Source organism: Thermohalobaculum sediminis (assembly GCF_023487995.1).
In the GTDB taxonomy this organism is placed as follows: Bacteria; Pseudomonadota; Alphaproteobacteria; order Rhodobacterales; family Rhodobacteraceae; genus Thermohalobaculum; species Thermohalobaculum sediminis.
This window is the reverse complement of sequence record NZ_JAMFKN010000013.1, coordinates 49,558-63,593: the sequence shown is the minus strand read 5'-3', so window position 1 is coordinate 63,593 and position 14,036 is coordinate 49,558. Positions and strand designations below refer to the sequence as shown.

The window sequence follows — 14,036 nt, the reverse complement described above, 5'->3', positions numbered from 1 at the left end:
CGGTTACGGTGGAGGGGCGATCCTGCACAGCGCAGATCGAACTCTCCACCGAACCCGCTGCATCGACACCAGGAGAAGTCCAATGCAGAAACTGAACCTAAAGACCCTGACCGCGGCGCTTGCCGTCGCCGCCAGCGTTGCTCTGCCGGCGGTTGCTCAGGACGCCTCCGGGCCGATCCTGTTCACGAACGTCAACGTCTTTGACGGCGTCAACGAAGCCCTGATCGAAAATGCCAACGTCGTGGTGACGGACAACCTGATCACCGCAGTGTCGACCGAACCGTTGGCGATCGCGGGTGGCACGGTGATCGACGGTGGCGGGCGGACGCTGATGCCGGGCCTGTCCGACACGCATACCCATCTGGCCTATTCCTCTATCTCTCAGATGCGAATGCTGACGGGTCACGCTTCCTATGGCTATATCCGCGCGACCGTGGACGCCGAAGGCATGTTGATGCGTGGCATCACAAGCGTTCGGGATATGGGCGGCAATGTCTTCGGTCTGAAAGCCGCCATCGACGAAGGCCTGATTCCCGGCCCGAGGATCTATACGCCAGGGGCCTTGATCGGCCAGACAGCCGGGCATTTCGACTTTCGGTTCGGCAATCAAACCCATGTTCAATACGGCGGTACGACAACCGATTGGGAAAGGCAGGGCCATGCCTATATTGCGGATGGCGCGGATCAGGTGCTTGTTGCGGTTCGCGAAAACCTGAAAAACGGCGCATCGCATATCAAACTGGCAGCCGGTGGCGGATACGCGTCCCCTGCCGACCCACTTTTGGGCAATCAATTCACCTTTGACGAAATCAAGGCGGCCGTGGATACGGCTGGGGATTGGGGCACCTATGTGACCGTTCACGCGTATCACCCCTCCGCGATCAACCGGGCGATTGACGCGGGTATCAAGGACGTGGGCCACGGACAATTGCTGGATGATGCGACCTTGCAGCGAATGTCCGACGAAGGCGTTTTCCTGAGTACCCAGCCATTCACAGTCTGCAGCGAGCCACAGTTGGATGATTTCTCGAACTCCAAGCTTGCGCTGGTATGTCAGGGCACAGAACGGGTTTACAAGGCCATCAAGAAATTCCCCGATCTGAAGGTGACATACGGGACAGACTTGTTCTTCCTTCCCGAAGAAGAGCTTGCCAAACAAACACAGCAGATGGAGCGTTTGCTCCCGTGGTTCGAGCCTGTTGAGATCCTGCGTATGGCGACAAGCACTGCTGGCGAGTTGTTCAAGTTGAGCGGCGACATGCGTAACCCCTATCAGGAAGGTTCGCTTGGTACGGTTGCCGTGGGCGGCTATGCAGACCTTCTGCTGGTCGAGGGCAATCCGCTTGAAGACCTCAAGGCGGTCACCAACGTCGATAATCTGAAAATCATCATGAAGGATGGCGTGATCTACAAGAACACGCTTCAGTGAAACCGTCCGCCGCCCGTGGTGAAAACCGGCGGGCAACTTCATGGCCGTGAGACCGAACTATGCACCCATTGCGTATCGAACGGCTCGTCTACCGCTGGCCGCCCGCGGTGCGCAGCACATTAGACATTGACGCGCTGTCTCTGGCGTCCGGCGAAAGGCTGTTCCTCTATGGGCCGAGCGGGTGCGGGAAATCGACGTTGCTGTCTGCGATCGCAGGCGTGGTCGATGTGCCAAAGGGGGCCGTTCGCGTGGCGGAGCGGGATCTCGGGGCCATGCGAGGCGGCGCGCGGGATCGGTTCCGGGTAGATCACATCGGCATGATCTTCCAGGTGTTCAACCTTATCTCATGGCTGAGCGCACTCGAGAATGTGCTGCTGCCCTGCAGGTTCTCCCCGCGTCGCCGCGCGCGTGCGGGCGACGAGCCAGCTGGAACCGCCCAGCGTTTGCTCGACGAACTGGGTCTGTCCGGTCCGTTTCTGGCGTCGAAGCCGGCCAACGAACTCAGCGTCGGGCAACAGCAACGAGTCGCGGCCGCGCGCGCGCTGATCGGGAAACCGGACCTGATCCTCGCGGACGAGCCGACCTCGGCGCTCGATGAAGCCGCCAAGGCGGCTTTCGTCGACCTGCTGGCGCGGGAGTGTGCGGCTGCGGGTACGGCGCTGCTGTTCGTCAGTCACGACCGCAGTCTCGAGCGCCATTTTGACCGCAGTGTCGATTTCGAGGCCCTGAACCGGAGCGCCGCCTGATGCTGGGGTTCAGCCTTCGCAGCCTGTGGAACCGCCGGTTCGTCGCCGGTCTGACCGTGACGGCTATCGGCCTCAGCGTCGCGCTGATCCTCGGGGTCGAACGGCTGAGAGACGGGGCGCGCGACAGCTTCGCCAACTCGGCGTCGGGGATCGATCTGATCGTGGCGCCGCGCGGCAATCCGGTGCAGATCCTGATGGCCACAGTCTTTGGCGTCGGAGGCACCGGGACCGGCATGACATGGGAGAGCTTCGAGTGGCTGGAAGATCGGCCCGAGGTCGCCTGGGCCGTGCCGATCCAGATGGGGGACAACCATCGCGGCTATCCGGTGATCGGGACCGATGGCTCGTATTTCGAGCATTTCCGACACTCTGGCGGACAGCCTCTGTCGCTGGCTGAGGGCGCTTTTTTTGCCGGGGACATGGCCGATGCCGCCGTGGTCGGGGCCGAGGTCGCATCGCGGTTCGGCTATGCTCCCGGTGCGGTGATCGTCAACGCCCATGGCTCCGGCGAGGTCTCGTTCGACGTTCATGACGACGCGCCCTTCACCATCTCGGGCGTGCTCGCGCCGACTGGCACAGCGGTCGATCGCATGGTCTTCGTCACGCTAGAAGGGTTCGACGCCCTTCATGCGCAGGAGGAAGCGTCACTGGTGGATCCCCTCGACCCCTCCGCCCTTCTGGCTGAGGATCATGCGGACGATGCTGCGCACGAGGCGCATGAAGAACATGGCGAACACGAAAGCGTGGAGGCCGGGCACAGTCATGAACCCGCCCGGATCAATGCCGTCTATGTGGGGCTCTCCGACCGGGCGGCTGTGCTCGGCTTGCAGCGCGCCATCAACGATCGGACCGCAGACCCGTTGAGCGCGGTTCTCCCGGCGGTGGCGCTAGCCGAGCTTTGGGGGATCACCGGGACGGCGGAACGCGTGATGCGGCTGATGGCCTGGGCCGTGGCTGTGGCGGGGATGATTGGCATGGTGGTCATGCTCTCGGCCACTCTCGACACCCGCCGCCGCGAATTTGCGATCCTGCGGTCGGTCGGCGCCACGCCGAACCGTATCTTTGGCCTGATCGTGACTGAAGCCGCCCTTCTCACCGCGGCGGGGCTGGCAGTGGGCCTGGTGCTGCTCACGCTGGCCACGATCGTGACCGACCCGATCCTGTCGGCGCGCTTCGGATTGCGGCTGGGCCTCGATGTTCTGGGCGCGCGCGAACTGGCCATCCTCGGGATCATCTTCTGCGCCGGGCTCCTTGCTTCGCTGATCCCGGCCTACCGGGTCTATCGCATGACGCTGGCCGACGGGCTGTCGGTTCGGCTGTGACCGAAGGGGTTTCTTCATGATCAGGATCTTGCGGCTTGCCTCGATGCTGGCCTGTCTCGCACTCCCCGCGTTCGCGCAGGCGCCTGATACGAGGACAATTTCCTGGGACATGCTCGCACCGCCGGCCGCCGCGATCGAGAATCCATTTGCGAGCCTCACCGACGACCAGATGGACGCGCTGCGCCAGATCCTGCGGTTCGAAGCAAGGGCCGAGCGGGGCGATGACGCCGAGGCGCGCGCCGGGGTGGACGGATTGCGCCGTGCGCTGGCCGAAGAGGGCCTTGACGTTGACGGCCTGTTCGCCGCGCGCATTGAGATCATAAGGAAGCGCGAAGCGGCGGCTTCGGCGGTGAACGAGGATCTTGTAGGCAGCAGCGTGCGGATGCCGGGCTATGTGCTGCCCCTGGAATTCAAGGACCGAAAGGCCGTCGAGTTCCTGCTGGTGCCAACGGTCGGCGCCTGCGTCCACACCCCGCCGCCGCCTGCCAACCAGATCGTCCATGTGGTCTATCCCGAGGGGATCGAGGTCAACGGACTCTTCACTCCCGTATGGATCACCGGGACCATGGTCGCACAGAGTTCGGTTCAGGACGTCGGGTATGTCGACGGACAGGCTCCGGTCGCCGTGAGCTATACGATGCAGCCGGTGCTGGTCGAGGAGTACGGCGGATGAACGCCGGCGCACGGGACCGATCGATATCTCGGCATGGCGGACGACACGTGGCGGCGAAAGCGTCGCATCCACGAGGGTACTGTCAACACGCATTTCCCCGATGGACGTCAGTTCGCGGGCATCCTGAAGCGTGATAACCTCGCCTTTGCAAAAGGTTAACCACGATGGAGCGGGGATTTGGTGGCGAACCCAGTGGGTGAAGTGGAATCCGGCCCGTTGCGGCTCCAATTCGACAGCTCCTTGAAGCTCACATTCCGCGGTTCCTCGATCAGCTCAGACGGCGGCTTGCTGTTGCATAGGGAGCTGGACGACGCCCTCGGCCTGAATGAAATGGCGGCCGAGTTTCTCGCCGACACTCGTACCGGTCGGAACGGCCGGCATCGGCTCGCCGGGCTTCTGCGACAGTCGATTTTCTCGCGCCTCGCCGGCTGCGAGGACGTCAACGACGCCGACCGGCTGCGCCGTGAATCGGTGATGCGGCAGCTCGTCGGCGGTCGGGCTGTCAAGCATGGCGCGGCCTCGGCCTCCGCCATGGGCCGGTTCGAGACTGAGATGCTGACATGGCCCGGGAACCTCGAAGCCCTGGCCGATCTGCCTGGCCGCTGGATCGACGCCGTTCACGACAGGCGGCCACCGAAGAGCATCACGCTTGACATGGACAGTTCCGAAAGCCCGGTGCATGGCGAACAGGAGGGCGCGGTCTGGAACGGCCACTTCCAGTCGAAGTGCCTGCATCCCTTGTTCGTGTTTAACCAGTATGGCGACCTGGAGCGGTGTGCGCTCAGGCCCGGCAACGTGCACAGCGCCGATGGCTGGGAACATGTCCTGAAGCCCGTGCTGGCGCGGTATTCGGCAAAGGCCCGTCCCTCGATCATCCGACGGCGGTTCCGCGCCGATGCCGCCTTTGCCATCCTGACCCTGTTCGATCTGCTGGAGGCCGAGGGCTGGGACTACGCCATCCGCATCAAGAGCAATTCCAAGCTGTACGAGCAGATCGGGTGGCTGATGAAGCGCCGCCCCGGTCGGCCGCCGAACCACGTCGTGCGCGAGTACACCAGTTTTCATTACCGGGCGAAGAGTTGGGCGAAGCCGCGCCGCGTGGTCGCCAAGGTCGAGTTCCATCCGGGCGAGCTGTTCCCGCGTGTCGGTTTCATCGTCACCAACCGCAGCCTGCCGAGCGAGCGGGTTCTGGCGTTCTACAACCAGCGTGGCACCGCCGAGCAGCATATCAAGGAGGGCAAGCACGCGCTGAAGTGGACCCGCCTCTCTTGCATGCGCTTCGCCACCAACGCCGTGCGGCTTCAGCTTCATGCATTGGCCTTCAACCTCGCCAACTTCCTGCGTACGCTGGCGACGCCCGACGAGATTGCGGCTTGGTTGCTGACCTCGCTGCGCGAAAGATTGATCAAGACCGGTGCTCGGCTCGTGCGCCACGCCCGCTATGCCATCTTCCAGATGGCCGAGGCGGCGCTGCCGCGGTCAATCTTCGCCGGCATCCTCGGCCTGATCAACGGGCTCCGTGGGCCGCCGGCCGCGGCGGTATCCGCATGACAACGACCACCGCAAGACCGTCGACACGCAGTGCCGGTGACGGAAGAGGTGCGACCGGAACGCGCCAGAACCATGCTCATTGCAAGGCGGAGCGGCCCATGGCGCGCTATCCGAGCCCAGCGTGGAACGCACGGCGGGCTGGAACGGAGACCCTTGGCTTGATTATCGCCGTCGTCGCCGGCACGGTCATCAACACGAACTCAACCGGGGAATCTCGGCGGACAGTTTTTCACTCCGGAGGGCAATCTGCACGGCGTTCGCCTTCCACGAGGCCATTGCGAAAGGTTGTGCGGACGAGCCCGAGCTTGATCATACACCCCCATGGGCCTCAAACTGAGTGAAGGGAATGCAAATGGGATATGCTGGATGAGAAAACTGACGGTGACAGCACTCGCGCTCCTTCTGTGCGGGACCGGCTATCCCGGGCTCGCGTCTCCCGAGGTCTGGCTGAAGGACCCGGCAAGCGGATGCGCCCTCTGGTCAACCGAGCAAGCCGAGGCGCACGAGACCGTGTCGTGGCAGGGGGCCTGCGTCGATGGGAAGGCCTCGGGTGTCGGCGTCGCTGTCTGGAACGACGCCGACGGGCTGGCCTACCGCGTCCTCGGGGAAATGCGCGAAGGCAAGCTGAACGGTGAGGCAACCGTCGTTTTCCGTGACGATAAGGGCGGATACTCGCGGTATTCCGGCGCGTTTGCCGACGGAAAGCCTGTCGGCGAGGGGACGCTCGTCAGCTCCACGGGGTTTCGCTTTCGCGGCGAGTTGCTGGACGGCGTCTCGCACGTTCGAGGAACGGTCGCCGCTCCGGACGGCTCTCTCGTCAGGGGCGAGATCAAGGACGGGGCGACGGTCGGACCTGCATTCGCATACTACGAGACCGGAGAGGGTGAGACCTATCTCGGCGAGGTTCTCGACGGCAAGCGCGATGGTCACGGCATCCTCGTGATGCCGGATGACAATTTCTACTTTGGCGAGTTCCGGGCCGGAGAGCCGGCCGGCTACGGCAGCTTCCTCGGCGCCGAGGGTGGCGACTATGTCGGAGCTTTCGACGGTGGGAAGCCCAACGGTCCCGGGACGTATGTCGCACCGGATGGGGCCACCTACCAGGGCCGGTTCGTCAACGGCAAGCCGGATGGCCTCGTGCTCGTGACCAGTGCCGAGGGCAAGCAGTCGACCGAGACGTGGAGCAACGGGGAGAAAGTCGAATGATCGCCCTTCGAATCGTCAAGCTCAGCGCGATCTCGCTCGCACTGTCCGCCATGGTCTACGCGGCCGCGCCCGTCACCGTGGCCGAAGCCGGACCGGTCGCTCGGAATTCGTTGCGCGGAGCGGGGGCCGGCGCCGTCTTCGGTGCCATTGTCGGCGGAGGCCGAGGTGCCGCGACCGGCGCGGCCGTGGGGGCGGCGACCGGCGCAATCGTCGGTCAGATCCGGAAGAACGAGCGCCGCGACCGGTATCGGGACCGCGATCGGTATCGGGGCCACGCGCATGGGTGCCGGAAGTGCTGAGGGCAGCTACGGCCGAGATTGACCTGAACCGGATGATCCGCCCTCAAAAGGCGATCTTGTCCTCGCAAACATCTACGCCGACTGACCCGAGGCGCGCGAGGTTATAAAGCCCGGGATCCGAAAATAGTCGAACGCAGGTTAGCGAGCCAACGTCGACTTGCTTCTTCGATCGCTGGACGCGGTCCTGACCGGCCAGGCCAAATTTCAGCACCTTCACAACAAGAGCGCCAAGGAGGTCAACGGCCTGCGTGGCAATGTCAAAGGAACTTGGCTTGAGGCGGAATAGCCGCCTCCCTACCCTCGTAGCATGAGCAAACCCAACCCCTTTCGCTACTTCAAAACGTCACCCGAGATCATCCGCCTGGCGGTCATGCTCTACGTCCGTTTCCCGCTATCGCTGCGGAATGTTGAAGACCTGCTGCACGAGCGCGGCATCGACATCAGCCACGAGACGATCCGGTTCTGGTGGCATCCCTTCGCTGTTTGGCGGTCGCGCGTTGACCCGACACTTGGCCTGACAGGGCAACTTGGGGTATCATGATACCCCAATCTGAGATCGACAATGGACAATCTGGAATTCATGGCGAGCGGGAACAACGGTGTCACAACGGCAGGCCGTGATGCGCACGGCCGGTTTACAACGGGGAATCCCGGACGGCCACTGGGTGCCCGGCACAAGGCGACGCTGGCGGCGGAAGCGCTGCTCCAGGGCGAGGCCGAGGGCCTTACTCGCGCCGCCGTGGAGGCTGCTCTTGGCGGGGATGTCGGCGCTCTGCGCCTCTGCCTCGATCGCATCCTCCCCGTCCGAAAGGGCCGCCCGATCGCGGTTGAGCTTGGCCCGGTCAATACCATTGCCGACCTCGCGGCAGCCTCCGTTCGGCTTGTCGAAAGCGTCTCCGGCGGCGAGGTGTCGCCCGAGGAGGCGCAGGCAATCGCTGGCGTTATCGAAGCGGCGCGGCGGGTGATCGAGACGCAGGACCTCGCCCGGCGGATAGAGGCTCTTGAGCTCGGTAATGGCCTCCAGGCTTGACCAGCGCGTCCGACGCCTCGAGATGAGGCGGCGAGAGCCCGATCATGGCAAATACTGGAATGAACTCATCCCGCGCCTGACAATGGATGAACTCTTGGCACTCAATGCGCACTTTCGGGAGTCGGGCCCTGGATTGCTTCCGCCGAACCTGCTCGCGATGGTGATCGCCGCGGTCGAGCGCGAGAACCTCTTCCCGGGCGAGCAGCACTCCAAATAGACGGCGGTCCACTGTCGGCATTGCCCCGTCGTCTAATCTCTCCAAAGGCAGACTCATCGAGCGCGTGCTGCGTTTCTGCCGCACCAGCGCCCACGCCCTCGGACAGGGACACCGCGAGAATGCCCGCCTCGAAGGGACCGAGGACCAAGGCCGAAGGCCGCAGGTCAGAGGTCCCGTGACGTGAGACAGCCACCACCGCCGCGCGGTGCGCGGGGGATGGGGGTTCTCCAAGGGGGAAGGGGGACCGGGATTCCTCTCTATAGGGTCCCGGTCCCAAGTCCCGCGGGACCGGCCGGGATATATCCCGCCAGATCCCGGTCCCGCTCAGAACAGGACGGAGATCCGCGTGTCCTCGCGTCGGACCCGGCCTGCGCGGACGAGCTCCTCGATGACGCGACGGATCACCTTTCGCTGGTCCCCGGGCGTCCTGGCCTGAGATACCCCTCGATCCACCGCGAACTTGAGGAACTCGTCGATCTCAACCGCCCCGGCGCCGCGCGTTGTCGGCGAGCCGGCCTCCCCTTCAGCGCCCTTCCCCTGGTCGTTCACGAACTGCTCGAGGGCCTCGAGCACGGCCTGCTGCACTCGCGAGGGTTTCGCCCCTTTCGGGTCGTCGACCTTCGCGAGCTCATCGGCATCGAGCGGCGCGACGACGCATGTCGTGACGGCCTCGCCATCCCGGTCCAGGCCGAGCGGGACAGTTTGGAGGCGGAAGCAGAATGTCGCCCCATCCGCGCCGTTCCGCTGCTTGCTGGCGGTCGCGATGATGATGTCGTCGTCCCGCGCAACCTCGATCTCCGCATCGACGGCGGCCTTGAGCGAGGAGTGCCCGCGCGCGCCGCGCGAGGTATCCTTGCCAGTGTGGTGCACGAGGACGATAAGCCCGCCGATCGCCGCCTCGATGCGGCTCGCGCCGGCCAGCGCGCGCCCCATGCCATCCGGTGCGTTCTCGTCCTGCCCGCCCATGGCGCGGGCAAGGGTGTCGATCCATACTTGGGCGACCGGTTCATCGATCACTTTCTCGATGTCCCGGATCTCCGCGATCAGGGCGGCGACAGAGGCGGGATCACAGAGGTCAACACCCCCTTGCAGAACGACGAGAGGCGCGTCGCCGACACGAGCGCGGAGGGGCACGAGGCGATTCTGCATGCCGGCCGTCCCCTCGAAGGCGACATAGACGACGGCACCGCCTTTCACGCGTAGACCGTGCCACGGCACGCGGGCGGCAATGTGGGCGGCCATGTCGAGTGCAAGCCATGTCTTGCCCGCGCCCGGCGGGCCGTAGAGGGTCGCAATCCCGCGCCTTGGCAGCCAGCCCTTCACGGCGTCGAGGTTCTCGAGCACGGGCGCCGCATCCCGCAACCAAAGCCGGGGTCGCGGCGAGGCACCGCACGCCTCCGCCGTCTTCTCCCCTTTCGCTCTCGGTGCCTTCCTGAGCCGTTCTGCCAGGGCAAACGGTCCCTCGGCGATCAGGAGGTCGTTCGCGTCCTTGTGGGGCGATGGATTCAGCACCCGCCCCTGGCATGAGATCGCCGCGGCACTGGCGGCAACGACGCTATCGCTGTCGGCGATGAACACCGCCCCGGGGAATGCGTCCGCCGCCTGGCGCCACCGCTGGCCGCACATCGCGACAACGCGCAGGCTCGGGGCCCCTCCGTGCTCCTTGAGGGCGCACCAAACCGCGAGCGCGTCTTCCGGGCCCTCCGTGACGAGGTCGATCTTCGGGTCCGGGTCGCTCAGCTCGAAAAAGCCGGAACCGATCGGGCCAAGTGACTTCTTGCCGAGGCTCCGATCGCGGTCGGAGCCGTCCGCCAGGAGCGGCACGCGTTGAACCGCGACGGTTTCGCCGGCACGATCCGTCACGCGGAACACGCAGCAGGGCTTCCCGTCGAGAGCGGACGGATGGAATGCGACCCGGTCCGGGGGCACCCGCGTGTTGATCGCGCGGGCTTCCAGGTACGTCTGCGCGATCGTGCCGGGAATTTGCACGCAGCGTTCCCACAAGGCACGCGCACGTGCTTCCCGTTCACCCGTGCCACCCTGCGCGTCGCTCGCGGCACCAGTTGCCTCCGCGGCACTGTGTGGGCTTGGGCCAGTTCCGCGTCCGAGCGCCACCGGCTTTCCAGCTACGCCAAGGTGCTTCGCGAGGTCGTCGTGGGCGACCGGAAGGTAGCCTCCCTTGCCTTCCTCGTGATCGTACCACTGCCCGCGCTTCGCACCCGTCAGCGCGACGGATTTCGATCCGCGCGTGCCGAACCGCAAGTCTTCGGGCGTCGAGTGCTCGCGGTTGGGCTCACCGAACATCTCGACGGCGGCTGCGTAGATTTCCGCATGCCCCGCGGCCTGCCAGTAGTGCTGAGACTCCAAGTTGGGGAACCACATCAGCTGCCCTCGCCACGTCTCACAGCCACGGTCCGCAGGGGTGCCCCCTGGCCGCTCCACCCGAAGCACCGCGGGTCCGGGCCGAGGGGGCACTTTTGCCCACAGGCACGATCAGAAGAGTTCATCGCGCTCGCCGTCGCCGGACGCGGAGCTCGGCGTCGTGGACGGCCCACCGGGATCGCGATCGAAGCTTGCGAGGTCGGGCCATTCGTCGCGCGGCATGACCTCGAAGCTCAGGTCGACGGACGTGCCGCGACCGATCTTGACCAGCTGGACCCCGGTGATCCGAACCCGCACGGCCTTTCCCGCTGGGATGTCGCCGGCCGTGTTGGCGACGCCGGCGATGAAGGTCGTCACCGCGCGCGAGCTCGCGCGGAGCCGCCGCACCTTCGGCTCGGGGAACGCGTCGCTCATGAGGTCGAGGCTCACGCCGGGTGCATGATCGGGAGACGGAGCGGGCGTTTTCGCCCAGCCATCTCGGGTCGTGAGTGGAACCCAGTTCGCCCCCTGCTCATCGACACAGAGCCAACCTTGGACGGCATTAGCGATGTCGAGATCGAGGATTATCCCGGTCGGATCCAGTGATCTCTTGGTCCCGTCCGACATCGGGAGCGTAAATTGGCCGGTGTTGCCTTCGATTCGGAGATAAGGTGCTCCGCTGGGCTTCGTTGGAAAATGCATCTCAGTGCTCCTCGAGTTCGTACATGAGGTTGCGGGAGACCGTCCCGCGTCCGGCTGCGCCTTCGTCGATCCAGTGTTCTTAGGGGATGTCAGGGCGGGGACATGCCGCATACGGGGTCGCGACCGGATTGGTCACCGTCGGGCCTGCGGACTGGCACCGAAGGATCGGGCGCCATGGTCTCGGCTGATGCCGGCGCACGCTCGGCCGACGTCTCAGGGTCGTGGGTGCTCATCGGGATGCCTCCCGTCCGGCTTCCGACAGACGCGCCATGGCCTCGTCGACTTCGCTTTCGAGCCAGTAGTTTCGGCCGCCGTGGCTCTGGTTGAGCTTGATCGGTCTTGGAAGGAGGCCACGGTCGATGTCGGCGAAGATCGCGTTTCGCGATCGTCCTCCAAGTTTCCCGCGGAGATCATCGAGCGTGAGATAGCGCATGGCCGTCTCTCCTCTGGCTGTCGGGGAGACCGGCATGCGATCGCATGGCGCCGATCCCCAAGGTTTCCGATGGGGATAGGCTGCCAGGGAAGAGGCCTAACGATCCAATCCGACTAATCGGACTTTAGAGCGCTCATTTTCGTGATTGACTTTGTGCCGTGGTCATATCGACCGACTTTGAACCAGACCTTAGGCTGCTCGGGCGCTGCCCAGACCGCAAACATCTTCGAGACGAGTGCTCGGGCGTCTTGTGCCGGTCCCTCGAAGGACAGCGGGCGCTTCAAGAAGCGAAGGGCGCGCTCCTTGCGGAGTTCGTCACGATCAGCGTCTTCGAGATCATCGATCGGGAGGCGATAGTGGCGCGCCACGTCCAGTCTGAGCTCGTCCGCCCAGCCGCGGGCTGCGCGGGGCTTGCGGCCCTTACGCTCGGCTGTGTCCTGTGCACTCAGGCGAGCGATTTCAATCTCTGAGTGGAGCTTTGCAGCCAACCAAGTTGGGCCACGATCTTTGCTCCTCTTCCTAGGACGCCCACGCTTCTTTTTCGGCGGTAGCGCGCCTTCCAGCGTCATCGCCAACGCCTCCCGCTCTAGCTCTGAAAGTGGCTCGCCACTTCTCAGGCGCCCGATCAGCCGGGTCGGATCACCTTTGTCCGTCCCGCCTTTCCCTGCGGCCTCGAAAACCTCGACTGGCGTCCGCCAATCATTATCCGACGGTGCGAACCCGTTCATTCCATCCTCCGTGTCACGTGATCGGCCCATCGCTGCATCAGGGCCCGTCTGTGTTCGAGGTAATCGGTCCGGCGATAGGAGAGCTCAACCTTCCCCCCGGACACATGTGCCAGTGCCGTCTCGGCGATCTCGCGGGGTGTATCGGTGGCCTCGGCGCACCACGTCCGGAAAGACGACCGAAACCCATGCGGTCTTTCCTCCATCCCCCGACGCTTCATCAGCGCGGTCAGCGTCATGTCCGAGATCGGCTTCGCTCGCTGCCCCGGAAACAGGTACCCGTTTCGGGCCTGCTGCCGCGCCGCCTCGACGACCCGCAGCGCCTCGTCCGAGAGCGGAACCCGGTGTTCGATGCCGCCCTTCATCCTCTCTGCCGGGACGATCCAGAGATCCCCCGAGAGCTCCTCTTCCCGCATCAACCGGATCTCTCCCGATCGCGCCGCCGTCAGGATCAGGAGCCGCATCGCGAGCTGAGTCGCGCCGTCGCCGAGCGAGGCGTAGAATTCCGGCACTCTTGGCCAGGGAAGAGACGGGTAATGCCGGACCTCGTGACGAGGCTTGCCAAGCAGCGCCTTCGCCTTGGCGACCGCCTGAATGTCGACATCGAGGCCGAGAGCGGCGGCATGGCGTAGAACAACCCCCAGCCGCTCGATCGCCTTTTTCGCGACGGCAGGTTTTTCGTGCCAGATCGGCCCCAACACATCGCGAATGCCGTTCTGGTCGATCTCTGCAACGGGAAACTCGCCAAGCCGCGGAAGAACGTGGCATTCGAGCGGGCCCATCCAGCGGGCCGCCTTTCCCTCGTTCTTGAGGGAGGATTTGCGTGCAGCAAAGCAGTCGGAGGTCACTTCCGCGAGAGTGTGCGCGGCACCCTCGGCTTCACGACGCCGGCGCTGGCGCTCCCTGATCGGGTCGACACCGCTCCGCGCCTGCGCCCGGGCCGATCGTGCTGCTTCGCGCGCCTCCTTGAGTGAAACCTCGGAGAGGCTTCCCAGCCCCATTTCACGGCGTCGACCATGGATCGCGATTCTGACCACCCATTGCGCGCCGCCATCGGAGCGCTTCACAAGCCAGAGACCGGCCCCGTCATTGTACTTCCCGGGGGCCGCGGTCCGGGCCGCGCGGTCGGTGAGCTTGTTGATTGGACGCATTTCGTCCACCTTTCTATCCACCCCAATGTCTTGACTTGGGTTGGATGAGAATGGGGGCGGGTGCATGGCATTGCAAGAGGCAAACCACTGTCAAGCACATGTCTTGACATGTTTTTTTCCAATCAACCGTGATCAAAACCGTTCCACCTTGATAGATAGTTCGAAGCACGCTACCCGCTCCACCTCCCCTT

Annotated in this window: 14 protein-coding genes and 1 pseudogene; 10 read left to right on the top strand and 5 right to left on the bottom strand. The window is 64.6% G+C overall.

The window, feature by feature from the left end; all coding sequences use genetic code 11:
* The first annotated feature begins 82 nt into the window (after positions 1-82).
* From M1105_RS19245 to M1105_RS19200, 10 genes and pseudogenes are all read left to right on the top strand, one after another.
* Positions 83-1,429 carry a metal-dependent hydrolase family protein gene (locus tag M1105_RS19245; protein ID WP_249582002.1) on the top strand — a complete coding sequence of 449 codons (1,347 nt, stop codon included), beginning with the start codon at positions 83-85 and terminating at the stop codon, positions 1,427-1,429.
* Between the two features lie 59 nt (positions 1,430-1,488).
* Positions 1,489-2,175: an ABC transporter ATP-binding protein gene (locus M1105_RS19240; RefSeq protein WP_249582001.1), complete on the top strand. Its 687-nt coding sequence runs from the start codon at positions 1,489-1,491 to the stop codon at positions 2,173-2,175.
* Entirely contained in the window at positions 2,175-3,497 is a 1,323-nt protein-coding gene (locus M1105_RS19235) for an ABC transporter permease (RefSeq protein ID WP_249582000.1), read from the top strand. Before M1105_RS19240 ends, M1105_RS19235 begins: the two co-directional genes overlap by 1 nt.
* Positions 3,498-3,513: 16 nt before the next feature.
* Positions 3,514-4,170, top strand: a complete 657-nt coding sequence (locus M1105_RS19230) for a DUF3299 domain-containing protein (protein WP_249581999.1) — start codon at positions 3,514-3,516, stop codon at positions 4,168-4,170.
* A 180-nt stretch (positions 4,171-4,350) separates the two neighbouring features.
* Positions 4,351-5,721, top strand: coding sequence for an IS1380 family transposase (locus M1105_RS19225; RefSeq protein WP_249581998.1), 1,371 nt, complete (start codon positions 4,351-4,353; stop codon positions 5,719-5,721).
* Between the two features lie 366 nt (positions 5,722-6,087).
* The gene (locus M1105_RS19220; protein WP_249581997.1) at positions 6,088-6,927 is read left to right on the top strand and encodes an MORN repeat-containing protein; all 840 of its coding nucleotides are present in this window, start codon (positions 6,088-6,090) and stop codon (positions 6,925-6,927) included.
* Positions 6,924-7,226, top strand: a complete 303-nt coding sequence (locus M1105_RS19215) for a YMGG-like glycine zipper-containing protein (protein ID WP_249581996.1) — start codon at positions 6,924-6,926, stop codon at positions 7,224-7,226. Before M1105_RS19220 ends, M1105_RS19215 begins: the two co-directional genes overlap by 4 nt.
* A gap of 307 nt (positions 7,227-7,533) precedes the next feature.
* Positions 7,534-7,692, top strand: a pseudogene (locus M1105_RS19210) (IS6 family transposase); the annotation flags it as partial.
* 96 nt (positions 7,693-7,788) lie between these two features.
* Complete coding sequence (locus M1105_RS19205) at positions 7,789-8,256, top strand: hypothetical protein (RefSeq protein ID WP_249581995.1); 468 nt, start codon at positions 7,789-7,791, stop codon at positions 8,254-8,256.
* Entirely contained in the window at positions 8,240-8,473 is a 234-nt protein-coding gene (locus tag M1105_RS19200) for a hypothetical protein (RefSeq protein WP_249581994.1), read from the top strand. The genes M1105_RS19205 and M1105_RS19200 overlap by 17 nt, the downstream gene beginning before the upstream one ends.
* Positions 8,474-8,797: 324 nt before the next feature.
* Here M1105_RS19200 and M1105_RS19195 read toward each other — a convergent pair whose 3' ends face one another.
* From M1105_RS19195 to M1105_RS19175, 5 genes are all read right to left on the bottom strand, one after another.
* Positions 8,798-10,855, bottom strand: coding sequence for an AAA family ATPase (locus M1105_RS19195; RefSeq protein WP_249581993.1), 2,058 nt, complete (start codon positions 10,853-10,855; stop codon positions 8,798-8,800).
* A gap of 111 nt (positions 10,856-10,966) precedes the next feature.
* Positions 10,967-11,269, bottom strand: a complete 303-nt coding sequence (locus M1105_RS19190; protein ID WP_249581992.1) for a hypothetical protein — start codon at positions 11,267-11,269, stop codon at positions 10,967-10,969.
* Positions 11,270-11,765: 496 nt separating this feature from the next.
* The gene (locus M1105_RS19185) at positions 11,766-11,969 is read right to left on the bottom strand and encodes a helix-turn-helix transcriptional regulator (RefSeq protein WP_249581991.1); all 204 of its coding nucleotides are present in this window, start codon (positions 11,967-11,969) and stop codon (positions 11,766-11,768) included.
* 113 nt (positions 11,970-12,082) lie between these two features.
* Positions 12,083-12,697, bottom strand: a complete 615-nt coding sequence (locus tag M1105_RS19180; protein ID WP_249581990.1) for a hypothetical protein — start codon at positions 12,695-12,697, stop codon at positions 12,083-12,085.
* Positions 12,694-13,845 carry a tyrosine-type recombinase/integrase gene (locus tag M1105_RS19175; RefSeq protein WP_249582015.1) on the bottom strand — a complete coding sequence of 384 codons (1,152 nt, stop codon included), beginning with the start codon at positions 13,843-13,845 and terminating at the stop codon, positions 12,694-12,696. The genes M1105_RS19180 and M1105_RS19175 overlap by 4 nt, the downstream gene beginning before the upstream one ends.
* Positions 13,846-14,036 lie beyond the last annotated feature (191 nt).